General features: G+C 64.2%; 24 protein-coding genes. 17 read left to right on the top strand and 7 right to left on the bottom strand.

Translation table 11 applies throughout. The features are described from left to right. From FNA46_RS01800 to FNA46_RS01785, 4 genes are all read left to right on the top strand, one after another. Positions 1-1,907, top strand: a 1,907-nt coding sequence (locus tag FNA46_RS01800) for an alpha-glucosidase (RefSeq protein WP_142880628.1), incomplete at its 5' end; no start/stop codon positions are given. A 2-nt stretch (positions 1,908-1,909) separates the two neighbouring features. Continuing rightward, a complete protein-coding gene (locus FNA46_RS01795) occupies positions 1,910-2,680 on the top strand; it encodes a TSUP family transporter (RefSeq protein WP_142880627.1) in 771 nt (256 codons plus the stop codon). A 230-nt stretch (positions 2,681-2,910) separates the two neighbouring features. Next, positions 2,911-4,404, top strand: coding sequence for a glycerol kinase GlpK (gene glpK / locus FNA46_RS01790; protein ID WP_142880626.1), 1,494 nt, complete (start codon positions 2,911-2,913; stop codon positions 4,402-4,404). A 93-nt stretch (positions 4,405-4,497) separates the two neighbouring features. Beyond that, a complete protein-coding gene (locus FNA46_RS01785) occupies positions 4,498-5,319 on the top strand; it encodes an HpcH/HpaI aldolase family protein (RefSeq protein WP_142880625.1) in 822 nt (273 codons plus the stop codon). On the opposite strand, the gene FNA46_RS01780 is transcribed toward FNA46_RS01785, so the two are convergent. Both FNA46_RS01780 and rocF read right to left on the bottom strand, forming a co-directional pair. Next, positions 5,313-6,383: an ornithine cyclodeaminase gene (locus FNA46_RS01780; protein WP_210245842.1), complete on the bottom strand. Its 1,071-nt coding sequence runs from the start codon at positions 6,381-6,383 to the stop codon at positions 5,313-5,315. The two genes, FNA46_RS01785 and FNA46_RS01780, sit on opposite strands and share 7 nt — an antisense overlap. Before the next feature lie 21 nt (positions 6,384-6,404). Next, entirely contained in the window at positions 6,405-7,325 is a 921-nt protein-coding gene (gene rocF / locus FNA46_RS01775) for an arginase (protein ID WP_142880623.1), read from the bottom strand. Positions 7,326-7,446: 121 nt separating this feature from the next. Between rocF and FNA46_RS01770 the strand changes: the two genes are divergently transcribed. From FNA46_RS01770 to FNA46_RS01755, 4 genes are all read left to right on the top strand, one after another. Continuing rightward, positions 7,447-7,884 (top strand): Lrp/AsnC family transcriptional regulator, encoded by a 438-nt coding sequence (locus FNA46_RS01770; RefSeq protein ID WP_142880622.1) that lies wholly within the window; start codon positions 7,447-7,449, stop codon positions 7,882-7,884. Positions 7,885-7,971: 87 nt separating this feature from the next. Continuing rightward, a complete protein-coding gene (locus tag FNA46_RS01765) occupies positions 7,972-8,589 on the top strand; it encodes a TetR/AcrR family transcriptional regulator (RefSeq protein ID WP_185969685.1) in 618 nt (205 codons plus the stop codon). Positions 8,590-8,647: 58 nt separating this feature from the next. Next, positions 8,648-10,246 carry a GMC family oxidoreductase gene (locus FNA46_RS01760; RefSeq protein ID WP_142880620.1) on the top strand — a complete coding sequence of 533 codons (1,599 nt, stop codon included), beginning with the start codon at positions 8,648-8,650 and terminating at the stop codon, positions 10,244-10,246. Next, a complete protein-coding gene (locus tag FNA46_RS01755) occupies positions 10,243-11,649 on the top strand; it encodes a coniferyl aldehyde dehydrogenase (protein ID WP_142880619.1) in 1,407 nt (468 codons plus the stop codon). The genes FNA46_RS01760 and FNA46_RS01755 overlap by 4 nt, the downstream gene beginning before the upstream one ends. 39 nt (positions 11,650-11,688) lie before the next feature. Here FNA46_RS01755 and FNA46_RS01750 read toward each other — a convergent pair whose 3' ends face one another. Beyond that, positions 11,689-12,294, bottom strand: coding sequence for a LysE/ArgO family amino acid transporter (locus FNA46_RS01750; RefSeq protein ID WP_142880618.1), 606 nt, complete (start codon positions 12,292-12,294; stop codon positions 11,689-11,691). Between the two features lie 95 nt (positions 12,295-12,389). Between FNA46_RS01750 and FNA46_RS01745 the strand changes: the two genes are divergently transcribed. Then, positions 12,390-13,295, top strand: coding sequence for a LysR family transcriptional regulator ArgP (locus FNA46_RS01745; RefSeq protein WP_142880617.1), 906 nt, complete (start codon positions 12,390-12,392; stop codon positions 13,293-13,295). Here the strand turns inward: FNA46_RS01745 and FNA46_RS01740 are convergent, their stop codons facing one another. The 4 genes from FNA46_RS01740 to FNA46_RS01725 all read right to left on the bottom strand — a co-directional run bounded on the left by FNA46_RS01740 (position 13,296) and on the right by FNA46_RS01725 (position 17,853). Then, on the bottom strand, positions 13,296-13,655 hold the full coding sequence (locus FNA46_RS01740; protein WP_142880616.1) for a hypothetical protein: 360 nt from the start codon (positions 13,653-13,655) through the stop codon (positions 13,296-13,298). Positions 13,656-13,718: 63 nt separating this feature from the next. Further along, entirely contained in the window at positions 13,719-15,425 is a 1,707-nt protein-coding gene (locus FNA46_RS01735) for a methyl-accepting chemotaxis protein (RefSeq protein ID WP_142880615.1), read from the bottom strand. A 312-nt stretch (positions 15,426-15,737) separates the two neighbouring features. Next, positions 15,738-16,685, bottom strand: a complete 948-nt coding sequence (locus tag FNA46_RS01730; protein ID WP_185969684.1) for a MerR family transcriptional regulator — start codon at positions 16,683-16,685, stop codon at positions 15,738-15,740. 343 nt (positions 16,686-17,028) lie between these two features. After that, the gene (locus tag FNA46_RS01725; RefSeq protein ID WP_142880613.1) at positions 17,029-17,853 is read right to left on the bottom strand and encodes a p-hydroxycinnamoyl CoA hydratase/lyase; all 825 of its coding nucleotides are present in this window, start codon (positions 17,851-17,853) and stop codon (positions 17,029-17,031) included. Between the two features lie 321 nt (positions 17,854-18,174). Between FNA46_RS01725 and FNA46_RS01720 the strand changes: the two genes are divergently transcribed. The 8 genes from FNA46_RS01720 to uxuA all read left to right on the top strand — a co-directional run bounded on the left by FNA46_RS01720 (position 18,175) and on the right by uxuA (position 25,465). Further along, the gene (locus FNA46_RS01720) at positions 18,175-18,678 is read left to right on the top strand and encodes a MarR family winged helix-turn-helix transcriptional regulator (RefSeq protein WP_142880612.1); all 504 of its coding nucleotides are present in this window, start codon (positions 18,175-18,177) and stop codon (positions 18,676-18,678) included. Positions 18,679-18,720: 42 nt separating this feature from the next. Beyond that, the gene (locus FNA46_RS01715) at positions 18,721-19,179 is read left to right on the top strand and encodes a site-specific integrase (protein WP_142880611.1); all 459 of its coding nucleotides are present in this window, start codon (positions 18,721-18,723) and stop codon (positions 19,177-19,179) included. A 178-nt stretch (positions 19,180-19,357) separates the two neighbouring features. Beyond that, complete coding sequence (locus tag FNA46_RS01710; RefSeq protein ID WP_142880610.1) at positions 19,358-20,104, top strand: FadR/GntR family transcriptional regulator; 747 nt, start codon at positions 19,358-19,360, stop codon at positions 20,102-20,104. A 36-nt stretch (positions 20,105-20,140) separates the two neighbouring features. Continuing rightward, on the top strand, positions 20,141-21,115 hold the full coding sequence (locus FNA46_RS01705; protein WP_142880609.1) for a sialic acid TRAP transporter substrate-binding protein SiaP: 975 nt from the start codon (positions 20,141-20,143) through the stop codon (positions 21,113-21,115). Between the two features lie 72 nt (positions 21,116-21,187). Then, positions 21,188-21,760, top strand: a complete 573-nt coding sequence (locus FNA46_RS01700; RefSeq protein WP_142880608.1) for a TRAP transporter small permease — start codon at positions 21,188-21,190, stop codon at positions 21,758-21,760. 3 nt (positions 21,761-21,763) lie between these two features. Further along, positions 21,764-23,170, top strand: a complete 1,407-nt coding sequence (locus FNA46_RS01695; protein WP_142880607.1) for a TRAP transporter large permease — start codon at positions 21,764-21,766, stop codon at positions 23,168-23,170. Between the two features lie 8 nt (positions 23,171-23,178). Further along, positions 23,179-24,228 (top strand): L-idonate 5-dehydrogenase, encoded by a 1,050-nt coding sequence (locus tag FNA46_RS01690; protein WP_185969683.1) that lies wholly within the window; start codon positions 23,179-23,181, stop codon positions 24,226-24,228. Positions 24,229-24,238: 10 nt separating this feature from the next. After that, complete coding sequence (gene uxuA, locus FNA46_RS01685; RefSeq protein ID WP_142880605.1) at positions 24,239-25,465, top strand: mannonate dehydratase; 1,227 nt, start codon at positions 24,239-24,241, stop codon at positions 25,463-25,465. Positions 25,466-25,467: the final 2 nt, after the last annotated feature.

Genomic DNA, 25,467 nt, shown 5'->3' with positions numbered 1-25,467 from the left:
TGTTCGTCGGTCACGGCGAAGAGCGGATGGACATGTATCGCGGCAACTTCGAGATCGAGGATTACGTGGTGGAGCGCACGGCCCTCCCCCATGTTGAGATTGAGGGCAATCGCGTCGAGTTTTCCGTGGCGCGCGGGCTTGCGCCCCGCTTCGCGCTGACGGTGGACGGTCATCACATGCTGACGCAGGCGCTTGATGCCTCGATCAATCGCCTGTGGATCCGCATCGTCGCCGAAAGCGACGAGCATGTCTGGGGTGGCGGCGAGCAGATGTCCTATTTCGACATGCGCGGCCGGAGGTTTCCGCTCTGGACCTCGGAACCCGGCGTCGGTCGTGACAAATCGACGGAGATCACCTTCAAGTCCGACGTGACGGGCAAGGCCGGCGGCGACTATTACAACACCAATTACCCGCAGCCGACCTATATTTCGTCGCGCAGATATGCGCTGCATGTGGAAACCACGGCTTACTCCGTCTTCGATTTCCGCCGCGATGGTTTTCACGAGATCGAAGTCTGGGCCGTACCGCAGCGGATGGAAGTCTTCGCCGCTCCGACCTTCGTGGATCTCGTCGGCCAGCTGTCCGAGCGCTTCGGCCGTCAGCCGCAACTGCCGGAATGGGTCTATGGCGGCGCAATTCTCGGTCTTAAGGACGGCGAGAACTCGCTTGTCCGCATGGAAAAGATGCGGGCAGCCGGCGTCAAGGTGTCCGGCCTCTGGTGCGAGGACTGGGTGGGACTTCGCCACACCTCCTTCGGCGCGCGCCTGTTCTGGGACTGGCAGGCCAACGAGACCCGCTACCCCAATCTGCGCCAGAAGATATCGGAGCTGAAGGCCGAGGGCGTGCGCTTCCTCGGCTACGTCAATCCCTATCTCTGCGTCGACGGTCCGCTCTATCCGATTGCCGATGCCAAGGGCTATTTCGCCAAGGATGAGCATGGAAAGACGGCGCTCGTCGACTTCGGCGAGTTCGACTGCGGCGTGGTGGATTTCACCAATCCGCAGGCCGCCGACTGGTTTGCAGAAGAGGTCATCGGCAAGAACATGCTGGATTACGGCCTGTCCGGCTGGATGGCCGATTTCGGCGAATATCTGCCGATCGACGTCAAGCTCGCCAATGGCATCGATGCCAAGCTGATGCATAATGCCTGGCCGACGCTGTGGGCCGAAGTGAATGCGAGGGCGGTGGCAAGCCGCGGCCAGACGGGCGACGCGCTGTTCTTCATGCGCGCCGGCTTCACCGGTGTGCAGGCCCATTGCCCGCTTCTGTGGGGCGGCGACCAGTCCGTCGATTTTTCGCGTCACGATGGTCTCGTCACCGTCATTTGCGGTGCGCTGTCCTCCGGCCTTCTCGGCAATGCCTATCACCATTCGGATATCGGCGGTTACACCAGCCTGTTCGGCAATGTGCGCACCGGCGAACTCATCATGCGCTGGGCGGAAATGGCGGCCTTCACCGCCGTCATGCGCAGCCATGAGGGCAACCGTCCGCGCGACAATCTCCAGATCGATCAGGACGAGACGGTTCTGGCCCATTTTGCCCGGATGACGACGATCTATGTGCATCTGGCGCCCTATCTCAAGACGCTCTCTGCGGAAGCGGCCAGAACCGGCCTTCCCGTTCAGCGCCCGCTCTTCCTCCATCACGAGGAGGACCGCGACACCTATGCGATCCAGGATGCCTATCTCTATGGCCGCGACCTTCTCGTCGCGCCGGTGTGGCAGGCGGGCGAGAGCGAACGGACAGTCTATCTGCCGAAGGGCGAGACCTGGGTGCATGTCTGGTCCGGCGCGGCGTTTGACGGCGGCCAGACGGTCACGGTTGCTGCGCCGCTCGGAGAGCCGCCGGTCTTCGCCCGCAAGGGTGCAGAGCAGGCGACCTTGTTCGACGCCTTGCGGACGCTCTGACCATGGCGCCTGGCAGTCTCGCCATCCTGCTCACGATCGCCGGTTTTGCCGCCTATACCCAGACGCTGACGGGATTTGCCCTCGGTCTCATCATGATGGGTGGTGTAGGCTTGAGCGGCGTCATTGCGCTTCCCGATGCGGCGGTGCTGGTCAGCATTCTGGTCATCGTCAATGCGGCGCAGGTGCTGGCCAAGGGCTGGCGGGACATCGCCTTTCGCCAGTTCGCGCCGGCGCTTGCCGCCAGCCTGCTGTTTCTCGGCCTGGGCTATGTCGTGCTGAACCTGATGGCGTCTGCCTCGCTCGATTGGCTGAAGGTGGTGCTGGGCGTGGTAATCGTGCTCTCCAGCATCCAGCTGTCCCTGAAGCCGGCGCCGCTCGAGACAATGTCCGGACCGCTTTCCTTTGCCGGGTTCGGTGCGGTGGCGGGCGTGATGGGCGGGTTGTTTTCCACGGCCGGGCCGCCGCTGATCTATCACTTCTATCGCCAGCCGCTGAGGCCCGCCTCGGTGCGTGAGACGCTGGTGGCGATCTTTGCCATCAATGCGGCGATCCGGCTTGTGATGGTGGCCGGTGCGGGGCAATGGCCCACCTCCGGTTTCTGGTGGGGCCTGCTGGCGATTCCGGTCGTGATGCTGGCCACCTGGGCGGCCAGGCGCTATCCGCCGCCGCTTTCGCCACTGGCCATGCGTCGCCTTGCCTTTCTTCTGCTGTTTCTCTCCGGTCTTTCGCTGGCGGTACCCGCCATTCTGAAGCTCGCGGCCGGGCACGGGTGAGCAGCGTTTGGACGTCTGCAAAAGGGGCTTCGAACGGGCGCCAACTGTGATACCAAGAGGCCGGATATCGGGAGGAGACTGCGAGAAAGGACCGGTGTGACCACGGGGGCGGTGAGGCCGCCTTGCGCGGATCGTCCGGCTTGATCGCCTCTTCCCGGCCTTGACATGCCGGCCGCATCGATGGCCGGCGCCCATGATCTGAATGCCATGACGGAAACGGGATCTGCCGCATGAAGGACTTCATTCTCTCGATCGACCAGGGGACCACCTCTACCCGCTCGATCATCTTCGACCGCACCTACAAGAGCCGCGGCGCTGGCCAGCAGGAATTCCCCCAGCATTTTCCGCAATCGGGCTGGGTGGAACATGAGGCCGAAGACCTGTGGACGACGACGGTGGAAACGGCCCGCAAGGCGATGGCAGCCGCCGGTGTGACCGCAGCGCAGATCGCGGCGATCGGCATCACCAACCAGCGCGAAACGGCGCTCGTCTGGGACCGCCGCACCGGCAAGGCGATCCACAGGGCGATCGTCTGGCAGGATCGTCGCACCTCCGAACGGTGTGCGGAGCTGCGCGCGGCCGGCCATTCCGATCTGGTTGCGGAACGTACCGGCCTGCTGATCGATCCCTATTTCTCCGCCACCAAGGTGGCCTGGCTGCTGGACAACGTTCCCGGCGCGCGCGTAGCCGCCGAACAGGGGCATCTCGCTTTCGGCACGGTTGACAGTTGGCTGATCTACAAGCTGACCGGCGGGCGGCGGCATGTGATCGACGTCACCAACGCGTCGCGCACCATGCTGTGCAATATCGGCACCGCCGACTGGGACGAGGACCTGCTGAAACTGTTCAACATTCCGCGCAGCATGCTGCCGGAAATCCTGAGCAATATCGACGGTTTCGGCGAGACGGATCCGGAGATCTTCGGCGGTGCGATCGCCATCCGCGGCGTTGCTGGCGACCAGCAGGCGGCAGTGATCGGCCAGGCCTGCTTCACGCCGGGCATGATGAAATCCACCTATGGCACCGGCTGCTTTGCCCTGCTGAACACCGGCGCCGACCGTGTGGCCTCGAAGAACCGCCTGCTCACCACCATCGCCTATCGCCTGAACGGCGAGATCCATTATGCGCTGGAAGGATCGATCTTCATCGCAGGCGCGGCTGTCCAATGGCTGCGCGACGGGCTGAAGATGATCGGCAAGGCCTCCGAGACCGCCGAGCTTGCCGCCAAGGCCGATCCCGGCCAGCGCGTTTATCTGGTGCCCGCCTTCACCGGCCTCGGCGCGCCCTGGTGGGATGCGGAGGCACGTGGCGCGATGTTCGGCATGACGCGCAACACCGGCCCTGCGGAATTTGCCCGCGCGGCGCTCGAATCGGTCTGCTTCCAGACCCGCGATCTGCTCGGCGCGATGCGCAAGGACTGGCCGGGCAATGCCGATATGCTGCTGCGTGTCGATGGCGGCATGTCGGCCAATGACTGGACGATGCAGCGGCTGGCCGACATTCTGGGCGTTGCCGTCGATCGCTCCGCCTCGACGGAAGTCACCGCGCTCGGGGCTGCCTGGCTTGCCGGCCACGGCGCCGGCATCTGGCCGGATCGCGACGGTTTTGCCGCCGAATGGCATCTGGAACGGCAGTTCGTGCCCTCCATGGCGTCGAGCGAGCGCGCGGACCTGCTGACCGGCTGGGATTCCGCCGTGCGCGCGACACTCGGCTTCGGCAAGTAAACGGGGGATAGGCGAGCGCCGTTCGCGGGGCTATGGTTCGCCGGTCCGTTGCCCGGTCGTCTGGCCGGGCCCGTTTGTCTGCAGGAGTGTTCGATGTTCAAGCCCAATCACCTGAAAGCCCGGCTGCTCGCTGGCGAAACCGCCTTTGGCTGCTGGGTTGGCGGCGGCACGCCGACCAATGCCGAGATCCTCGGCCATCTCGGCTTCGACTTCCTGCTTTCCGATCACGAGCACGGGGCGGGCGAAACCCGGGAAATCACCGAGGCGCTGAGAGCCATCGAGACCACCCCGACGCCGGCTGTGGTGCGCGTGCCTTGGAACGATCATGTCTTCCTGAAGCGCGTCATCGATGCGGGTGCGCAATCGGTGATGATCCCCTCCGTCGATACGCCGGAGGCCGGACGCGATGCGGTGAAGGCCTGCCTTTACCCGCCGCAGGGCATTCGCGGCTATGCGGCAAGCGTGGTCCGCGCCTCCAGCTATGGCACCGAGCCGGGCTATGTGGAAAAGGCCAATGCCAACATGCTGGTCATCCTGCAGCTCGAATCCTACACGGCGGTGGAACATGCTGCCGAGATTGCCGCCATCGAGGGCGCCGACGTGATCTTCATCGGCATCAACGATCTGGCCGGCTCTATCGGTCGGCTGGGCCAGACCGGTCATCCGGAAGTGCAGGCGCTGGCGCGTCGCGCCGAACGCGAGATTCTCGCCGCCGGCAAGGTTATGGGTACGGTACCGAATGCCGGGGCCAACGTGCATGAACTGCTGGAGCGCGGCTACCGATTCATTCCCGGCCCCTATGACGTGGCGCTGCTCAGAGACGCCGGATTTGCGGCCATGGCGGAATACCGCACCATCCAGGAGGCCCGCGCCCGCGGCGAGGCACCGCCCGTGGTGAATGCCAGTTCCTATTGAGGCGCCGCAGCCTGCTGCGTCAGCGCCTGTCGTCTGAGCAGCATGCCGAACAGATCGCGCGGCTCGTCGGGATCGGCGAGCAGGTCGAGCGTGTCGAAGCGCCCGGTTTCGCTGAGCTTGTCGCGCACATAGCGCAGCGCTGAAAAATCCTCCGTTGCGAAGCCGACGCTGTCGAACAGCGTGATCTGGTCTGCCCGCGTGCGGCCCGGCGCGCTGCCTGCAATGACCCGCCAGAGTTCGGTCACGGGGTGATCCTTGTCGAGCTGCTGGATTTCGCCCTCGATCCGGGTCTGCGGGGGAAACTCGACAAAAATGTCCGAGCGCAGCAGAATGTCCCGGTGCAGTTCCGTCTTCCCGGGGCAATCGCCACCGACCGCGTTGATGTGCATGCCGGCGCCGATCATGTTGTCGGTCAGAATGGTCGCGTTCTGCTTGTCGGCGGTGACGGTGGTCACGATGTCGGCACCTTCCACGGCCTGTTCCGCCGAGCCGCAGATCTCGATCGAGAAGCCGAGCGCGGAGAGGTTGTCGCGGCAGCGTCGGCTGGCCGCCGGGTCGATGTCATGGAGACGCAGCCGGTCGACACCGAGCAGCGCCTTGAAGGCGAGCGCCTGGAATTCGCTCTGCGCCCCGTTTCCGATCAGCGCCATGCAGCGGGCATTGCTGCGGGCAAGATGGCGTGCCGCCACCGCCGAGGTGGCCGCTGTGCGCAGCGCCGTCAGGATGGTCATTTCCGAGAGAAGCACCGGATAGCCGCTGTCGACGTCTGAGAGAACGCCGAAGGCGGTCACCGTCTGGCGGCCGCTTTTGGTGTTCTTCGGATGGCCGTTGACATATTTGAAGCCGTAGAGCCGGCCATCGCTGGTCGGCATCAGTTCGATCACACCGTCGCGGGAATGGGAGGCGACGCGCGGCGTCTTGTCGAAACTTTCCCAACGGTGAAAATCCGCCTCGATGTAACCAGCGAGTTCCCGCAGGAACCGTTCCGTGCCGATCGACAGCACAAGGTCCATCATGGCTTCGACGCTGACGAAGGGAACGAGGTTCAGGTTCTCAGGCATGATGTCTCCCAGGGGCTTCGGGTTTCAGTAACTTCGGGTGGGGCGATCCATGACCTTGCGGCCCATCAGGCTTGCGGTGAGATCCACCAGCAGGATGGCGGTGCGGCCGCGCTCATCGAGGAAGGGGTTGAGTTCCACCAGGTCGAGGCTGGTCACGAGGCCGCTGTCATGCAGCATTTCCATCACGAGATGCGCTTCGCGGAAGGTTGCGCCGCCCGGCACGGTGGTTCCGACCGCAGGTCCGACCGCGGGATCGAGGAAATCCACGTCGAGGCTCACATGCAGCAGGCCGTTGGCGGCGCTGACCTCGGCCAGGAAGCCGCGCAGCAGGGCGGCCACCCCATGCTCATCGATGGCGCGCATGTCGTGGACGGTCACCTCCGTGCGGGCAAGGGCTGCCCGTTCGGCGGGATCAACGCTGCGGATGCCGATCATGCAGACATGGGTGGCGGGTACGGTGGCGGCAAGATCCGGCAAATAGGGTGAGAAGCCGGGTTGCCCGGTGAAATAGGCAACCGGCACGCCATGCAGATTGCCGCTTCGCGTGCTGTCCAGTGTATGGAAATCCGTATGCGCATCGAGCCAGAGCACGAAGAGAGGCCGTCCCTCCTCGGTAGCCCGCCGGGCAATACCGCTGACGGAGCCCGCCGAAAGCGCATGGTCGCCGCCGAGGAAGATCGGCATGCCATCGACGCTCTCGCGATAGGCGGCCTCGGCAATGGCTTCGATCCAGCCGCGGATGAGGGGCAGGTTGCGCACGGTGGCGTTCGGGTGGGCCGGCGGATCGACGCTGAGGGGCGCGAGATTGCCGAGGTCCGACACCGTGTGGCCGAGCTCGCTCAACGCGGTGACGATGCCGGCGGTGCGCAGCGCGCTCGGTCCCATCTCGCAGCCGAGCTGCGAAGCGCCGTCCTGCAACGGAACGCCGATCAGTTTGCAATGCATGGGCAATCTCCTTCCTGAACAGGAAACCATGGTGGGGTGGCAATTCGAAGTCTGTGAATTGTCAATTTCAGCAGTATAGCTTATCAATGTGGCAGTTATTTCTGCCAGAATGGGGAACGGGTTGGACGATCTGGACACACGACTGATCACCTTGCTCCGCCATGATGCGCGGCGCAGCGTGTCGGATCTCGCGATTGCGCTCGGCGTTTCGCGCGCCACCGTGCGGGCGCGGATGGAGCGGTTGGAGGCGAGCGGCCGCATTCTTGGCTATACCGTCATCCTGCGGGCTGATGCGGTGGATCTGCCGGTGCGTGGCATCATGATGATCGAGATCGAGGGGCGTGTGACGGATCGGGTCATCAATGCGCTCGGCGGATTTCCGGAAGTGTCCGAGATTCACACCACCAATGGCCGCTGGGACCTCATTGCGGAACTGGGGGCCGCAAGCCTTGCGGAACTTGATGCGGTGCTGCGGCGTATCCGTCTGGTGCCCGGCATCACGGCAAGCGAAACCAACCTGCTTCTGGCGACGCCCCGCAGCACGCGCGCGAGACTGTGACAGGATCCCCTTTGCCAAATATTGCTGTTCCTTATAATGGATGGGAGCGCGCGGGAGAGGCGCAATCCGGCAAGGAATGAGGTCGGCATGGAGATGGAGCGCAGGTCCGGCAGCAAGCGCGAGGAGAACCGACAGCGCAACAGGGAGGCCATCAAGGCGGCGGCCTGGACCGTGTTTGCCACAAAGGGTCTCGACGCCTCCACCGTGCGCGACATCGTTGCGGCCAGCGGCGTTTCCATCGGAACCTTCTATAACTACTATGGGACCCGCGAGGCGGTCTTCCACGAAATCCTCGATGATCTCGCCGACCAGATCCGCAGCCTGAGCGGTGAAGCCCGTGCCCACGAAAGCGAGATCGAGCCGATGCTGGCCCAGAGCTATCGCGGCTTTCTCGAATTCATCCTCGGGCTGGATGGCGCGCTCGATTTCTGCGCCCTCAACCAGCACCATATCCGGTCTCGCCTGTTCACGCTCACGAGCACCGGTGGCCTGTTAAGTGATATTGAAAGAGATATGGTCCGGGTCATGCCCGCAGCGACGCTCTCGGCCAGTGAACGCACGCAAGCCGCCTGTCTCATCGTGGCGAATGCGCTGGAAGTGCTGCTGCAGTCCCGCAATGGCCAGCCGCTGGATATCGATGACACCAGCCGCTTCATCACCCGGCTGATCGTGCGTGGCATCGGCAGCTGGGACCGCCAAGATTAAAATTGACGCATCCGTCATTTTTGTTAGCCTTGCCTGTGCGTGGGAGGACGCAGGGATCATGAACGAGGCAGATTACATCATCATCGGCGCCGGACCCGCCGGGGCAGCGCTGGCTGCCCGGCTTGCGGCATCCCCATTGTCTCCAAGGATCATCCTCGTGGAGGCGGGCGGTGGACGCCCGTCACTGCTGTCGCAGGTGCCGGCCGGCATCGCGCTCAGGGTTCCCTTCCGCAACGGCGAGAATTATGCGCTGCAGACAGTTCCGCAACCGGGGCTGCAGGGGCGGCGCGGGTATGTGCCGCGCGGCCGCGGCCTGGGCGGATCGAGCCTGATCAATGCGATGATCTACGTGCGCGGTCAGCCGGAGGATTACGACCACTGGGCTAGTCTCGGTTGTGCCGGATGGTGCTTTGCGGATGTCTTGCCGCTGTTCAAGCGGGCAGAGGCCAATCTGCGCGGTGCAGACGCCTGGCATGGGGCGGAGGGCCCGCTTGTCGTCTCCGATCTTGCCTCGCCAAGTCCGGTCTCGCAGGACTTTATCCAGGCCGCCCTTGCCTGCGGCCTTGACGAAAATCCTGATTTCAACGGTCCGCAGCAGGAGGGCATCGGTCTCTATCAGGTGTTCCAGAAGAAGGGCCGGAGGCTGAATGCCGCTCGTGCCTATCTGGGCAATCCACCCTATCCCGCACATCTGGAGGTGCTGACGAAGACACGGGCGCTGCGCATCGTAATCACCGAGGGACGCGCCACCGGTGTCGTGGTGCATGGGCCGGGCGGTGAGCGCCGGCTTGAGGCCCGGCGGGAGGTGATCCTCTGCGGCGGTGCGATTGCTTCTCCGCAACTGCTGATGCTGTCCGGCATCGGCCCGGCGGCGCATCTCGTCCGCCATGGCATTCCGGTGATCCGCGATGTCCCGACTGTCGGCGAAAACCTGCAGGATCATCTGGATTATACGCTGAATGTGGCGCTGCGCGGCCGAGGCCTGCTGGGCTACACACCGACAGTGCTCGGCGAAATTCTTTCCGGCGCCCTTCCCTACCTGCGGCGGGGCACCGGCATCCTGTCCAGCAATGTTGCCGAGGCGGGCGGTTTCATCCGCAGTCGCCCGGACATAAACCGCCCCGATCTGCAGCTGCATTTCTGCACGGGACTGGTGGATGATCACGGCCGCCGCTTCCATGCCGCAACCGGTGCGGCGCTGCATGTCTGCGTGCTGAGGCCGCAGAGCCGGGGCACGGTACGGCTTGCCTCCGCCGATCCGCACCGCGCCCCCGAGATCGATCCACGCTTCCTGTCGGAACCTGCCGATCTCGATCTTCTGGCGGCAGGCGCCCGCATCGTCCACCGCATCTTTGCCGCCGAGCCGCTGGCCCGCCATCGTGGCCGCGTGCTCTATCCGGTGGATGTGCACGACGAGGCGGCGCTGAGGGCGATGATCCGGGCGCGGGCCGATACCATCTATCATCCCGTCGGCACCTGCAGGATGGGCGCCGACCCCGCCTCCGTCGTCGATCCCAGCCTGAGGGTCAGGGGCATCGCCGGGCTGCGGGTGGCCGATGCCTCGATCATGCCGACACTGATCAGCGGCAACACGCAGGCACCCACCGCGATGATTGGCGAGAAGGCGGCCGATCTCATTCTGGAAGGACAGCCATGAACGGGCAGACGACAATGCGCGCAATCTTCGACAGGCAGCATGCGGCCTCCCGGCGAGAGCCCGCGCCGGATCTTGCCGCGCGCCGTGCCGCGTTGCGGCGCCTGGAAAAGCGCCTGGTCGCCAATGCCGATGCCATTGCCGGGGCCATCGCGCAGGATTTCGGGCACCGCTCCCATGACGAGACGCGGCTGCTGGAACTGCTCCCGGCCATTCGGGCCCTGCGCCACGCCCGGCGCCATGTGGCGGGCTGGATGCGGCCGAGGCGGCGCGCCGTCGATATCGTGTTTCAGCCGGCCCGCGCGGAGGTGCGCCATCAGCCGCTCGGCGTGGTTGGCATCATTTCGCCTTGGAATTACCCGCTGCTGTTATCCGTCGCACCGCTCACGGATGCGCTGGCGGCAGGTAATCGCGTCATGCTGAAGCCGTCGGAACTGACGCCAGCCTTCTCGGCGCTGCTGTTCCGGCTGATCGACGAAACCTTTTCACCGGACGAGGTCGCCGTCATGACCGGCGGTGTGGAGGTTGCCGAAGCCTTTTCGGCGCTTCCCTTCGATCACCTGCTCTTCACGGGGTCGACGGGTGTCGGGCGTGCCGTGATGCGGGCCGCCGCCGAGAACCTGACGCCGGTCACCCTTGAGCTTGGCGGCAAGTCGCCCGCGCTCGTGGCGCCGGATTATCCGCTGGACAAGGCCGCAGGCTCGATTGCTCTTGGGAAAATGCTGAATGCCGGCCAGACCTGCATCGCTCCCGATTATGCGCTGGTGCCGAAGCATCAGGTGCAGGCCTTTGCCGAGGCGATGATCCAAGCCATGCGCCGCCGGTATCCGACGCTCGCCGACAATCCGGACTACTCTGCACTTCTTTCCGCCCGGCAGCGGCAAAGGCTGGCAGCGGCGCTGGAGGAGGCGCTGAACGCCGGCTGCACGATCCTGACGCATGGAGAAACGGTCGACGCGGCTTCGGCAAAGATGGCGCCCTCGGTGGTGATCGAACCACCCGCCGGGAGCCTGCTGATGCGCGAGGAAATCTTCGGTCCCGTTCTGCCTGTCATCGGTTATGCGGATCTGGACGAGGCTCTCCACCATATCCGCGCCCATCCACGTCCGCTGGCCCTCTATCTCTTCACCCATGACCGGCAGGTGCAGGAGACGGTCCTGTCTTCGGCGATTTCCGGCGGCGTGACTGTCAACGGCACGCTGCTGCATGTCGCGCAGGACAATCTGCCTTTCGGCGGCATCGGTCCAAGCGGCATGGGGGCCTATCACGGGGAGGCCGGCTTTCGGCGCTTCAGCCATGCGCGCGCGGTGATGACGATCGGTCCGGTCAATATGTTCGAACGGCTTGGGCCGCCCTGGGGCTTGCTGTCGCGCTGGCTGGCCCGTGTGCTGGGCGGCATCCGTTAGCAACGCCATCAACGGCGTCATGCCGCCGGTGCCCCGGTCTCACGACCCCATGACAAGCTTCAGCGCGATCAGCCACATGACCAGCCCGATGCCGGCTTCCAGCACCCGCCAGCTTGCCGGTCTCTGGAACACGGGGCGCAGCCAGCCGGCGCCGAAGCCGAGCGAGAAGAAGAAGGTGAAGGAGGCCGCCGTTGCGCCCGCAGCGAAAGCGGCTTCTGCGCCGGCAAAGCGTGTCGAGACCGTGCCAAGCAGCACCACGGTGTCGAGATAGACATGCGGATTGAGCCAGGTCAGCGCCAGACAGGTGGCAACCGTCGGGCCGAAGGCGGTCTTTGCTGCTCCCTCCGGGCGGAGAACCGAGGTGGAGTGCCAGGCCGACCACAGGCTGCGGGCGCCATAGGCCAGCAGAAAGGCTGCGCCCCCCAGCCGCATGGCCGGATCGAGCCAGGGCAGCAGGGCGGCGATCTGCCGGAAGCCCGTCACGCCGATCGCGATCAACAGCGCATCGGAGAGCGCGCAGGTGAGGCAGACTGCAAGCACGTGCTGCCGCATCAGGCCCTGACGCAGGACAAATGCATTCTGGGCGCCGATGGCGAGGATCAGGCTGAGGCCAGTGCTGAAGCCGGTAACGGCGGCAGATATCATGAGGCAGTGTCTCCGTGGTGATGCCGCCATAGCGTGCGCACGGCTTTCGCGCTACTTAATCCTCCTAATCCAGATGAAGCGGAGCTAATGACATCATGCTCGACTATCTCTCGCTGCGCGCCGTCGCCGCAGTGATCCGCACCGGCAGTTTCGAGCGTGCCGCACGGCAGCTACATGTCACGCCCTCGGCCGTTTCCCAGCGCGTCAGGCAGTTGGAGGATCGGCTGGGGACCGTGCTGGTGGTGCGGGGTACGCCCTGCACCGCGACGGAGAAGGGGGCCTGGCTCTGTCGGCACATGGATCAGGTGGCGATGCTGGAAACGGATCTTCTCGAGAAGCTGCCTGCTCTGGATGGTGGCAGCGTCGACACCCGACCGGTGACGGTGCGGATCGCCACCAATGCCGACAGCCTCGGCACGTGGTTTCTGGAGGCGGTCGCGAACTTCAGCCGCGAGACGGGTTATCTCGTGGATATCGCTGTCGATGATCAGGACCATACGGCCGCCTGGCTGGAGCGCGGCGAGGTGCTGGCGGCCGTGACGGGGATGAGCCGGCCGGTGCAGGGGTGCCGGCAGAGCCCGCTCGGCATCCTGCGCTACCGGGCGACGGCCTCTCCCACCTTTATCAGCCGCCACTTTGCAGATGGGGTGACGCGGGAGCGTCTCGCGCGTGCTCCGCTTCTGACCTTCAATCGCAAGGACGGGCTGCAGCTCCGCTGGCTCGCCGAAACAATGGACATAGACACCTCCCCACCCACGCACTGGCTGCCGTCGACGCAAGGATTTGTCGAGGCGTGCCTGAGTGGCATGGGGTGGGGCATGAATCCGGATCTGCTGACCGCCGGCCACCTTGCCTCGGGCCGTCTGGTGGAGCTTGTCGCCGGCACGCCCGTGGATGTGCCGTTGTTCTGGCAGGTGAGCCGGCTGGCGGCCGCGCCGCTGGAGGCGCTGACACGGCATGTGCTGTCTGTTGCCCGGTCGCGCCTGGTTGCGTCTGGCTGATCAGCTGAGACGCTGGAGCTGCACAGGCGATGGCAGGCCCTGCCCGCTTCGGGCGTCGCAGATTGCCTCCGCCATCGAGAGCACTCGTTCCATGGTCTTCGGCAGTTCGAGCGGACGCGTGTCGTCGGTGAAGGCGCCATGCATGGCATCCGAGATGCGCACCGCCGTGCCGCTGACTTCGGCCACGAAGCGGGATAATCCATCGCGATCGATGCGTTCTCCGGAAAACTGCTGCGCAACTGCATAGGCAGCGATGTTTTCCAGTGCCATGATCCGTCCGACGAGCAACAGGTTCTGGTTGACCAGCCGCTCCATGATCTCGCTGGCGATCTCAAGGCGCATTTCGATGTCGTTCTGCATCTCCGTCCTTCTGCCCCGCCGCCGGGTGCTGTTGACGCCTTACATGGTGACGATGGGTGGGTATTATGCAGCCCGGCTGGAATAGGGGCCGGACGAGCGTGAAAGGCTGGAGGCGCCGTCCTGCGTCAGGCGAAACTGGCCAATCATCTGGCTGAGCTTATGGGTTTCCGAGGTCAGGGTCGAGGCGGAGGCGCTGCTCTGTTCGACCATGGCCGCATTTTGCTGCGTGGACTGGTCCATGCTGTTGACCGCGCCATTGACTTCGGTGAGTCCTGTCGACTGTTCACGCGCGGCGGTAGAAATGGCCTCCACATGATCGTTGATCTCGACGATCAGCTGGCTGATCGCCTTGAGGGCCCCACCGGTATCGCTCACCAGTTTCACGCCGCTCGCCACCTCCGTCGTGGAGTTCTGGATGAGGTCCTTGATTTCCCGCGCCGCCTTGGCAGAGCGCTGTGCAAGTTCGCGGACTTCCTGCGCGACAACAGCGAAGCCGCGGCCCGCCTCGCCGGCACGCGCGGCTTCCACCCCTGCATTCAGCGCCAGAAGGTTGGTCTGGAAGGCGATTTCATCGATGACGCCGATGATTGAGGAGATCTTTCCGGAGGAATCCTCAATGCGGCTCATCGCATCGACGGCTCGCGACACCACGGCGCCGGATTGCTCGGCACTGATCTTCGCCTTGGAGGCCACGTCCCTGGCGTCCTGTGCGCGCTGGGCGGAGGAAGATACATTCTGGGTGATTTCTTCCAGCGCCGCCGCCGTTTCTTCCAGATTGGCAGCCTGGGATTCCGTCCGCTTGGAGAGGTCCGCAACGCCCTGGCTGATCTCCCGCGTGCCATTGCCGATCAGCATGACGCTTTCGGAGATGCGCTGGAAGGTTTCGCACAATTGCCGCACCGACCGGTTGAGGTCATGCCGGAGAAACTCGAACTCCGGCGCAAAGGGCTCGTTCAGCTGGAAGCCGAAATCGCCGGAGCAGAGACGCTTCAGGCTTTCCCCAAGGGCAGACACGGTGTTGACGCGCTTGGTCACGTCGGTGGCGAATTTCACAATCTTCACCACCTTGCCCTCAAGATCGAGGATCGGGTTATAGGAGGCGGCGATGATGATCTCGCGCCCGTCGCGCGTCACGCGCTTGAACTCGGCGGCCTGGTAGCGCCCTTCCACGAGTTCCTTCCAGAACGCGGCGTATTCGGCGCTGGCGGCGAATTCCCGGGTCACGAACATGCTGTGATGCTTGCCGCGGATTTCGTCCACCGAGCCGTACCCCATGGTGTCCAGGAAGTTGCGGTTGGCACCGATGATCTGACCGTCGACGGTAAATTCGATGATCGCCTGCGAGCGGCTGATTGCGGCAATCTGCGCGGCGTAATCGAGGTTCAGCAGGCGCTCCTTCGCATCGGCCCATTCCACGACGAAACCGATGGTCTTGCCACCCTTCTTCAGGGGGGTGACGAGCAGGTCAAACATGCGGTTGGCGATACGGATCGTGGCGGCGTGACGCTCCCGCAGGCTCGCCAGCATGGAGCGCTGGTGCGAGGGGTTCTTATGGAAGACGTCGATATTGCTGCCGATCAGGGTGGCAACGGAAAAGCGGGGCAGATCTTTCTTGAGATCATTCTCCGCCTCCTGAAGGAGATCGACCACGGCAGGGTTCATGTAGATGATGTTGAGCTGGGCATCGGCCACCATCACATTGGCCTTCAACGCATCAAGCGCCGAGAGCTTTGCCGTATTCCTGCTTCCGATGATCGATTCCAAACCCATGCCCTACCTCCGGCCGACCTGACGCGCACGGGCACACCTCGCCCGTCGCAGCCAGAAATATAGACAAAATGAAAACAAGTCCCTAATTTAGGTGTATCTTGTATATTTATCCGGCGGTTTTACGCCTGCGCCGGTGGAGATGCCCCGTAGCTGCGTTTCGATCCTGCAAGGATGAGATCGCGCTGGCACAGAAGGACGCGGTGCTCGGCCTGCATGGCTCTTTCCAATGGAACATCCAGCAGGCGTCGCGTCCTCCCCGAAGGAATGGCGCTGTGCCCTGGGGGTAACGCGCTGTATGCCTTGAACTGGATTTCAGTCCGTCAGCTGTGCGCGTTGCGCTGCGGCGCGCGCTGCGTCTTCGAAGCTTGCCACATCGGTGAAATGGCGAACGCCGTCCATTTGGCGAATGTCGGTAAAGCCCGGGCCGCCGATCCAGAGTTCCACCGTGTCGTCCAGCTTGCTGCGCAGCGCCACAAGCTTGGGTTCCAGCACCCTTAGCCGACCGTAAAGGCTGCTCAGGCAGATGATGCCGGCCTTCGAGGCGCAGGCGGCGCGAATGATTTCTTCGACCGGCAGGTCCGGACCAAGGTAGAGCGCGCCAATGCCGGCCTGCCGGGCGAGCAGGGTGATGAGCATGGAGCCGATCTCATGCTGCTCTCCCTCCATGGTGGAAACCACGGCCCGCACCGGCATCTGGTCCGGCGGCAACGCGTCGAGGCAGGCGGCCAGCATGGTGCGAACCTCGGCGGAGACCATGTGTTCGGAGGCAATCGACAGCGAGCCGTCGCTCCACTGGCGACCGACTTCCCGCATCAGGGGCGCGATTGTCTCCTTGGCAAACTGGGCGGGGCCTTCCGCCGCCAGATGCGCGGCAAGCTGCGCCTTCATGCCGGCGGCGTCCATCTGCAGGATGGCGTCCATCAGCGGAGCAAGTGAGGCGCGCTTTTCATGGGCGCGCACCAGCGCCGCCAGTTCCGCCGGCGGAAGATCAATGATCGAACCGATCCGGTGCCCGGCATCCGTGCACTGCTTCAGGAGCTTCAGATGTTCGACCTGCCTCGGGGTAAAGTAGCGGCGTCCGGTATCGGTGCGTTCGGCGAGCTGGCGTTCATAGCGCCGCTCCCATGCATGAAGTACAAGCTTGCTGATGCCGACCATCCGCAATGCATCCGACATGCTGATGCGGGACATCACTCTGCTGCCGTAACCGGCGGGCCGTCCCATTTCGGGCTCGTGCACGCGAATTCCCCCGAACTTCATGCTGCTTCCAGACATGCTTATTAAGATAAACGACTGATATTAAAAACGAATAATGGTAACTATCAACAGGTCTCAACCGCTGCTGGTCCCTTTGATGCGACAAGAGGCGGCAGCCATGCCGGCTTCCGAAGGCCCCAAACGCGCAAGGCCGCCGAAGGTTTCACAGCCAGTATAACTTTTTTGGATAAAATGGGCAGTGGCATGGTTCGAGACTCGGCGCGGTCCAGGCGGCGTCGAGCGGTCGGTGGCCCTGAAACGAAGATCGCCGCCGGCATGAGAACCGGCGGCGATCCATTCTGATGGGCTTCGTCAGGCTGGCCGCCATGGCGGCCGTGGCTGCGTGTCAGTTGCGCGACTTGTCGTAGGCGCCGAGGCCCGGCTTGTAGCTCTTCTCATCGATGAACTGGCGGATACCTTCCTTGCGGCCCTCCGGGTCGTAGGAATTGGCGGCTTCCTGCGCCCGCACGAGATAATCCTCGGCATCGTCATAGGTCATGACGCCGACGCGGCGCACGGCATCCTTGGTGGCCTTGAGGGCGACCGGGTTTTTCTCAAGAAGCTTTTTGGCGACCTCCGTCACCCTTGCCTCGAGGTCCGCCAGTGGCAGGCTTTCGTTCACGAGCCCCCAGTCGGCGGCTGTCTTGCCGTCGATCGGCTCGCCGAGCATGGCGTGATACATGGCCTTGCGGAAGGGAAGGAGTTCGACAGCCACCTTGGTGGCACCACCGCCCGGCAGGATGCCCCAGTTGATTTCGGAGAGGCCGAACTTGGATTCATTGGCGGCAAAGGCGAGGTCGCAGGCAAACAGCGGGCCATAGCCGCCACCGAAGCACCAGCCATTGACCATGGCGATCGTCGGCTTCTGGTACCAGCGCAGGCGGCGCCACCAGCCATAGCTTTCCCGCTGCGAGCGGCGGACGCCCTTCAGACCCTCGCCTTCGCTTTCGCGAAAATATTCCTTGAGGTCCATTCCGGCGGTCCAGGCGCTGCCCTCGCCCGTCAGCACCAGTACGCCCACATCCTCGCGGAATTCCAGTTCGTCCAGCACCTGCATCATGGTGCGGTTCAGCGTCGGGCTCATCGCATTGCGCTTGTCCGGACGGTTGAAGCGTACCCAGGCGATGTTATCGCGCACTTCGTAGGCTACGGTATCGACGTCATTGGCCATTGTCGTGTTCCTTGGTCATCTGTTCGGTTGCAAGGCATCGCTTTTCTTGCAGCGGATGCCCGGGCCGCCGGCAAAGAAGCGCGGCCCTGTTTAAGACGGACCGAAGGGCGGTAACGATGTGGCACGCAAAAGCTGCGATCGATCCGCCGGCGATCCTTGAAAATCCATTCCATCCCGTGAGACATAGGTCTCGCTATGCGTGCCGCTCCTCCCCAGGCTCGGGTCGCCCGACGCAGCTGCCATATCGGTCGCCGCGTCGATTGACTGCTATGTTGCATAACAATATTGTCGAGTAGGGAAGCGGCGTCAAGAGGAGAAACGATGGACGAGACAACTTCGCGGCCGAAGCGCGCGCTGGTGCCGGATACGAAGGCCGCTCTGGAGGATATCCGCCAGACGCTGAGCCAGCTGGTCGGCTATCACCTGCGCCGTGCCTCCGTCTATGACATGAATGGCGCAGTGGCGGCGCTGGAAGCCGTGGATGCGCGTCCGATCACCATGAGCGTTCTGGTCTCGATCGTCGAGCAGCCGGGCCGGACATCGGCCGACATCTGCCGTATCCTGGCGATCAAGCGCGCCAACATTGTCGGTCTCCTGCAGGCGCTCGAATCGCGCGGCCTGTTTACCCGTCGCGACGACCCGGCGGATCAGCGCCTCCAGCGCCTCTATCCGACGCCGGAGGGCATCGAGGCTGCGCGGCACTGGCTGAGCCTGGTGCAGGCGCATGAGGATCGTATTCTCGCACGCCTGTCGGCCGGCGAGCGGGCGGAACTGCGCCGCCTGCTGGCGCTGGTCTGGGCAGACGAGCGGACGGAAGACGGCTGAAGCGGCGAGCGCGGTGCTGCGGCACGATCAGGGGGGAGCGGAATGGCGGTCATGCACCCCGATGATTTCCTGGCGATGCTGGAGGCGCTGGACCGCGGCACGCTGCGCGGTCTGCGTGATCGCGCCATGCTATCGCTGGTCTTTGCTGGCGGCTTCACGGGTGGCGAGGTGGTGGGACTTGATGCGGGACGGGACCAGACGCGTGACGGCCGGGGCTGGATCGAGGCGCGTGACCGCGGGTTGCAAGTCACGCTTCTGGACAGACGAGGCCTGCGCCGCGTGGAGATCGCCCGCACGGCATCTGATGCCAGCTGCCCCGTTCATGCGGTTGAAAGCTGGCTGTCTTTTGCCCGCATTGCGCGGGGTCCGCTGTTTCGTCGCGTCACCGGCGAGGGCCGTAAGGTCGGATCCGAACGCCTCGGTGAACGCGAGGTGGCGCGTCTCCTCACGCGCCTGACGACTGTGGCGGGTGTCCGGATGCTGCCGCGCCCACCTTCATGACGCCTGCGACTTGCCGTGGGTGATAGGCTCTTTCATGAGCGCCGTGGCTGACGCGCCATTTCAAGTTTCATGATCGCTTGACAGAAAACCACCGGCTGGCCTACAACACGTATATTGGTATGACCACTTGGCCACCTGATGTCTTGGCCGGTCGATTGCGTGCGGGATCAAAGGGACCATGATCTTCTCTGCCGTGGAGTCGCGCCGCCTGTATCGGCAGGTGGCGGACCAGATGCGAAGCCTGATCGAGAGCGGCGAGCTTGCCGAAGGCTCGCGCCTGCCGGCCGAACGGGAGCTTGCGCAAATGCTGGGCGTATCGCGGCCGACGGTGCGTGAGGCGCTGATCGTTCTCGAGGTGGAAGGCTTCATCGATATCCGCATGGGGTCGGGCATCTATGTCAATCCGCGCAAGCGGATCGGTCTCGACGTGCCGCCGGATGATTTCGAAGGCCCCTTCGAACTGCTGCGCGCCCGTGCCGTGGTGGAATGCGCCGTGGCGGAAGAGGCCGCACGGCTTGCCCAGCCGGACCACGTGGCGGCGCTCGATGCCAATCTGGCCGCGATGGCGGCGGCGCTGGAGGATCGTCGCGAGGCCCTTGCGCTCGACCGGGGCTTCCATGTGATCGTGTCGAGCATCATCGCCAACGCCACGCTGAACCGTTTCATCGGCGACATCCACGACATGCGCATGACCCCCTATTTCGAAAAGCTGGCCAGCTATTTCGAGAACGGCGACACCTGGCGCGCCGCGATGGAAGAGCACCGGGCGATCCGCGATGCGATTGCCGCACATGATCCGGCCGCCGCGCGTGCCGCGATGCGCGCGCATCTCGACCAATCACAGATCCGTCTGTCGAAGAGTTTCGAGGAGGAAACCGTCGACAGTTCTATACCGGCCGCATGGAGGCGCGCCGGGGGCGGCTAGACCGTCCGCACGACATCACCATGGGAGGAGAGAGTGATGAAGTTCAGTCTGACAGCAGCATTGGGGGCAACCGCCGTCATCCTGGCATCCGCGTTTGGTGCGCAGGCCCAGACGGCGCTGAAATGGGCGCATGTCTATGAGACATCCGAGCCGTTCCACACGGAATCGGTCTGGGCGGCCAAGGAAATCGAAAAGCGCACCAATGGTCGCTACAAGATCGACGTGTTTCCCGCGTCGCAGCTCGGCAAGGAGGCCGATCTCAACCAGGGCCTGAAGCTCGGCACGGTGGACCTGATCATCTCGGGCTCCAGCTTCGCCGCGCGTGAATATGCGCCGATCGGCGTCACCTATTACCCCTATACCTTCCGCAGCCCCGAGCATCTGATCGCCTATACCAAGAGCGATGTGTTCAAGCGGCTGGCCGCAGGTTACGAAAAGGCCTCCGGCAATCACATCACCGCGGTCACCTATTATGGCACGCGCCACACCACCTCGAACCGGCCGATCAGCAAGTGCGCCGATCTGGCCGGGCTGAAGATGCGCGTGCCCGACGTGCCGGCCTATCTCGCCATGCCGCGCGCCTGCGGTGCCAACACCACGCCGATCGCCTTTGCCGAGGTCTATCTGGCGCTGCAGAACGGCACGGTCGAGGCCCAGGAAAACCCGCTCACCACCATCGAGGCCAAGAAGTTCTACGAGGTTCAGAAGCACATCGTGCTGACCGGCCACATCGTCGATCATCTGAACACGCTGGTCTCCAAGTCGCTCTGGGCAAAACTTTCCGACGAGGACAAGGCGATCTTCACGCAGGTGACGCAGGAGGCGGCCGAGCGCAGCACGAAGATCATCGAGGAGCGTGAGAAGGGGCTGGTTGCCACCTTCAAGGAGAAGGGCATCTCGGTGACCGAGGTCGACAAGGCCGATTTCGAGGCCAATGTCCGCGAAAAGGTTGCGCTGAAGGATTTCGGCTACAAGCAGGAGGATTGGGAAGCGATCCGCGCCATCAAGTGAGCCGTGCGTGCCGGCCGCTGCCACGTGCCGGCACGCATTTCCCTTCGATTTCCCATTTGCCGGAATTTGATCATGACCAATGAGGTTCACACGCCGGTCACGGCGGAGGAGCTGGCGCATTCCTTCGAGGACGCTGCGCCGGCGGCTGATATTTCGGGCTATGCCGTCGAGGATTGGGTGGCGCTGGCCATCTTCTGGATCATGACGGCCTGCGTCTTCCTGCAGTTCTTCACCCGCTATGTGCTGAACAATTCCTATGCCTGGACAGAGGAGATCGCCATCAACTGCCTGATCGGCGTCGTCTTCATCGGCTCGGTGATGTGCGTGCGCATCTCCCGCCATATCCAGGTGGACGTGCTCTATCATTACCTGCCGAAGACGTTTGCACGCGGGTTGTCGATCATGGTCGATCTCGTGCGCATCGCCTTCTTCGCCTATGCCTGCTGGCTGATGTGGCGTTATGTCTCGATCGTTGCCGATGAGCGCATGGTCACCGTCGATCTGCCGCGCAGCGTCGTCTTCTACAGCGTGATGGCCGGCTTCGTGCTGATGCTGGTGAGGTCCGTGCAGGTGTTCGTCGAGAACCAGCGCCGCGGCTACTCGGTGCTGGAACGGCCGGACGCCTTCCTGCCGCAGGAGGATTGAGCCATGCTGCTGCTTGTCGGATCCTTCCTGGCCTTCATGCTGGTCGGCGTTCCCGTGGCGATTGCCATGGCGGTCGCCTCGCTGCTTTACCTGGTCTTCTATGGCGTGGCACCCGACATCATCGCTGCCCAGCGCATGATCGCCGGTGTCGAAAGCTTTCCGCTGCTGGCGGTTCCCTTCTTCATCCTGGCCGGCAATCTGATGAACACGGCCGGGGTGACGGGCCGCATCTATGCCTTCGCCGTTGCCCTTGTCGGCTGGATGAAGGGCGGCCTCGCGCAGGTCAACATCATCGGCTCGGTGATCTTTTCCGGCATGTCCGGCACGGCGCTCGCCGATGCGGCCGGCATCGGCACCATCGAGATCAAGGCCATGAAGGATCATGGCTATCCGGTGGATGCGGCCGTCGGTGTCACGGCCGCCTCGGCGACGCTCGGGCCGATCTTTCCGCCGAGCCTGCCCTTCGTGATCTACGGCATGATGGCCAATGTCTCGATCGGCGCCCTGTTCATGGCCGGGATTCTGCCCGGCATCGTGATGACGGCGCTGATGATGCTGACGGTGGTGTTGTTTGCCTATCGTCGCGGCTGGGGCTCGGATGCGCCTTTCGAGCGCCGTCGGCTGTTGTCCGCCGGGCTGGAGGTCGTGGTCGTCCTCTCCTTTCCGCTCGCCGTCTATCTTCTGATGGCGGCAGGGCTTTCGATGAATATCGCGGTCGGTCTTGCGCTTCTTGCGCTTCTCGCGCTCGACTGGCACTTCGATTTCTCGGCCGTGATGGCGCTGATGACGCCGGTGATCCTGATCGGCGGCATGACCATGGGCTGGTTCACGCCGACGGAAGCGGCGGTCGCAGCCGTGCTCTGGTCGCTGTTCCTCGGGCTTGTCCGCTACCGGACCATGACGTTTGCGAGCCTTGCCCGCTCGACCTTCGACACCATCGAGACGACGGCCTCGGTCCTGTTCATCGTGACGGCCGCCTCCATCTTTGCCTGGCTGCTCACCGTCAGTCAGGCGGCGCAGCTGCTGTCCGATGCCATCCTCAGCATCACCACCAACAAATGGGTCTTCCTGCTTTTGGTGAACCTCCTGATGCTGTTCGTCGGCTGCTTCCTCGATACGATTGCCGCGATCAGCATTCTCGTGCCGATCCTGCTGCCGCTGGTGCTGAAATTCGGCATCGATCCCGTGCATTTCGGGCTGATCATGACGCTGAACCTGATGATCGGGCTGCTGCATCCGCCGCTCGGCATGGTGCTGTTCGTGTTGTCGCGCGTGGCGCGGCTTTCGGTGGAGCGGACGACCATGGCAATCCTGCCCTGGCTTGTGCCGCTTTTCGTCGCCTTGCTGCTCATCACCTTCGTGCCGTCGATCACGCTCTGGCTGCCGAAGGAAATGGGGCTGATCCGCTGATGGGAGCAATGGCGACAGAAACCCGTATCGCGCGGCTTCACGGTGTCCGCGACATTCGCGTGGAAACCATGCCGCTTGCCTCCCCCGGTCCGGGGGAGGTTCTCCTGAAGATGGCGGCCGGCGGCATCTGCGGCTCCGATCTCCATTATTATCAGGATGGCGGCTTCGGGCCGATCCGCGTGCGCGAGCCGATCATTCCAGGCCACGAGGCGGCCGGCCATGTGGTGGCGCTGGGGGATGGCGTCTCGCATCTGGCGCCTGGGGATCTGGTGGCCGTCAATCCGAGCCAGCCCTGCGGTCACTGCCGGTTCTGTGCGAAAGATCTTCCCATCCATTGCCTCGACATGCAGTTCATGGGTAGCGCCATGCGGCTGCCGCATGCGCAGGGGCTGTTCCGCGACTGGATGGTGGTGCCGGCGCGTCAGTGCCTGCCGGCCGGGACGCTGGTCAGCCCGCAGGAGGCGGCCTGTGCCGAACCGCTGGCGGTCTGCCTGCATGCAGTGTCGCGCGCCGGCGATCTCTCCGGAAAGCGGGTCCTCGTCACCGGCTCCGGTCCCATCGGCGCGCTGGTGGCGGCGGCGGCGCGGCATGCGGGGGCGGCCGAGGTCATGGCGACCGATCTTGCCGATGCGGCGCTTGCCCGGGCGGCCGCCATGGGGGCGACCGGCACCATCAACGTGGCCGAGCGGCCGGACCTCCTCTCCGCCTACGAGGCCGACAAGGGGCAGTTCGATATCGCCTTCGAGTGTTCTGCGGCCGAGCCGGCGCTGCGGTCCGCGATTGCCACGGTTCGCCCGCGCGGCACCATCGTGCAGGTGGGCGTGACGGGCGACATCCGGCTGCCGCTCAATGCGCTGGTCGGCAAGGAGATCACGATGATCGGCTCGCAGCGTTTCGACAGCGAGTTTGCCGAGGCCGTTTCCCATATCGCCACGCGCCGTATCGATGTGCGCCCCATTCTCACCCACAGCTTTCCGCTGGAAGAGGCGGATGCCGCCTTCCGGCAGGCGGGCGACCGCATGGTCGCCTGCAAGGTTCAACTGCATTTTCTCTCCTGAGGTTTTTGACATGAGACATACCTGGCGCTGGTTTGGCCCGATCGATCGGGTGAGCGTGACGGATGCCGCCCAGGCGGGGGCGGTCGGCATCGTCAGCGCGCTGCACCACATTCCGACCGGCGCGGTCTGGCCGGTCGAGGAGATCGCCCGCCGGCAGGCGGAGATCGCCGCCGCCGGCCTCGTCTGGGACGTGGTGGAAAGCGTGCCGGTGTCGGAAAGCATCAAGACGCAGACCGGCGACTGGAAGACCCATATCGCCAACTGGCAGGAAACCCTGCGCCGGCTGGGCGAGGCCGGCATCCGCACGGTTTGCTACAATTTCATGCCGATCCTCGACTGGACGCGTACGGAACTGCGCTGGAGCGCCCGGCATGGCGCCAAGGCAATGCGCTTCGACCGCATCGACTTTGCCGCCTTCGACCTGCACCTGTTACAGCGCCCCGGCGCCGAAGGCGATTACGATTCGCAGACGCGGGCGGCGGCAGCGGATCGTTTCCGCGCCATGGACGATGACCGTCGGGCCGCCCTGTCGCGCAATATCGGCGCCGGCCTGCCGGGTTCTGCCGATGGCTACAGCCTGCCGCAACTGCTCGGCCTGCTCGAAACCTATGCCGGCATCGATCGGCAGCGCCTGAAGCAGAATCTCTTCGATTTCCTGGCCGAGGTCGTGCCCGTCGCCGAACAGGCCGGCATCAACATCTGCGCGCATCCGGACGATCCGCCATGGGCGCTGCTCGGCCTGCCGCGCATTCTTTCCACCGCCGAGGATTATGCCGACATGCTGGCGGCGGTGGATCACCCGGCCAATGGCATGACCTTCTGCACCGGCTCGCTCGGTGCGCGCGCCGACAACGATCTGCCGGCCATGGCGCGCCGGTTCGCCTCGCGCATCCACTTCGTGCATCTGCGCAATGTGCGCCGCGAGGAAGAGCGTACCCCCTGCTCCTTCTTCGAGGACGAGCACCTGGAAGGCGATACGGACATGGTGGCGGTGATTGCCGAGTTGCTGGCCGAGGAGGCCCGGCGCAGGGCGGAAGGCCGCGCCGATCACCAGATTCCCATGCGCCCCGACCACGGGCAGGAAATTCTCGACGATCTCACGCGCGGCGCGCAGCCCGGCTATCCCGCTATCGGCCGTCTCAAGGGGCTTGCCGAACTGCGCGGCATCGAACGCGCCCTCTCCCACCGGACCTTCGGCCTCGCCGCCACCGGCCAAACCGCATCAGGATTGTCATGAGC

Source organism: Affinirhizobium straminoryzae, from assembly GCF_007004135.1.
Taxonomy (GTDB): Bacteria; Pseudomonadota; Alphaproteobacteria; order Rhizobiales; family Rhizobiaceae; genus Neorhizobium; species Neorhizobium straminoryzae.
This window is presented reverse-complemented; position numbering and strand designations above follow the sequence as displayed.

Coding starts and splice junctions, on each gene's coding strand:
- FNA46_RS01715 (WP_142880611.1), top strand. CDS start 18,721: ATGGCGGTCATGCACCCCGATGATTTCCTGGCGATGCTGGAGGCGCTG.
- FNA46_RS01700 (WP_142880608.1), top strand. CDS start 21,188: ATGACCAATGAGGTTCACACGCCGGTCACGGCGGAGGAGCTGGCGCAT.
- FNA46_RS01695 (WP_142880607.1), top strand. CDS start 21,764: ATGCTGCTGCTTGTCGGATCCTTCCTGGCCTTCATGCTGGTCGGCGTT.
- FNA46_RS01720 (WP_142880612.1), top strand. CDS start 18,175: ATGGACGAGACAACTTCGCGGCCGAAGCGCGCGCTGGTGCCGGATACG.
- uxuA (WP_142880605.1), top strand. CDS start 24,239: ATGAGACATACCTGGCGCTGGTTTGGCCCGATCGATCGGGTGAGCGTG.
- FNA46_RS01740 (WP_142880616.1), bottom strand. CDS start 13,655: ATGCAGAACGACATCGAAATGCGCCTTGAGATCGCCAGCGAGATCATG.
- FNA46_RS01750 (WP_142880618.1), bottom strand. CDS start 12,294: ATGATATCTGCCGCCGTTACCGGCTTCAGCACTGGCCTCAGCCTGATC.
- FNA46_RS01730 (WP_185969684.1), bottom strand. CDS start 16,685: ATGAAGTTCGGGGGAATTCGCGTGCACGAGCCCGAAATGGGACGGCCC.
- FNA46_RS01755 (WP_142880619.1), top strand. CDS start 10,243: ATGAACGGGCAGACGACAATGCGCGCAATCTTCGACAGGCAGCATGCG.
- FNA46_RS01765 (WP_185969685.1), top strand. CDS start 7,972: ATGGAGATGGAGCGCAGGTCCGGCAGCAAGCGCGAGGAGAACCGACAG.
- FNA46_RS01745 (WP_142880617.1), top strand. CDS start 12,390: ATGCTCGACTATCTCTCGCTGCGCGCCGTCGCCGCAGTGATCCGCACC.
- FNA46_RS01785 (WP_142880625.1), top strand. CDS start 4,498: ATGTTCAAGCCCAATCACCTGAAAGCCCGGCTGCTCGCTGGCGAAACC.
- FNA46_RS01735 (WP_142880615.1), bottom strand. CDS start 15,425: ATGGGTTTGGAATCGATCATCGGAAGCAGGAATACGGCAAAGCTCTCG.
- rocF (WP_142880623.1), bottom strand. CDS start 7,325: ATGCATTGCAAACTGATCGGCGTTCCGTTGCAGGACGGCGCTTCGCAG.
- glpK (WP_142880626.1), top strand. CDS start 2,911: ATGAAGGACTTCATTCTCTCGATCGACCAGGGGACCACCTCTACCCGC.
- FNA46_RS01795 (WP_142880627.1), top strand. CDS start 1,910: ATGGCGCCTGGCAGTCTCGCCATCCTGCTCACGATCGCCGGTTTTGCC.
- FNA46_RS01710 (WP_142880610.1), top strand. CDS start 19,358: ATGATCTTCTCTGCCGTGGAGTCGCGCCGCCTGTATCGGCAGGTGGCG.
- FNA46_RS01760 (WP_142880620.1), top strand. CDS start 8,648: ATGAACGAGGCAGATTACATCATCATCGGCGCCGGACCCGCCGGGGCA.
- FNA46_RS01690 (WP_185969683.1), top strand. CDS start 23,179: ATGGCGACAGAAACCCGTATCGCGCGGCTTCACGGTGTCCGCGACATT.
- FNA46_RS01725 (WP_142880613.1), bottom strand. CDS start 17,853: ATGGCCAATGACGTCGATACCGTAGCCTACGAAGTGCGCGATAACATC.
- FNA46_RS01705 (WP_142880609.1), top strand. CDS start 20,141: ATGAAGTTCAGTCTGACAGCAGCATTGGGGGCAACCGCCGTCATCCTG.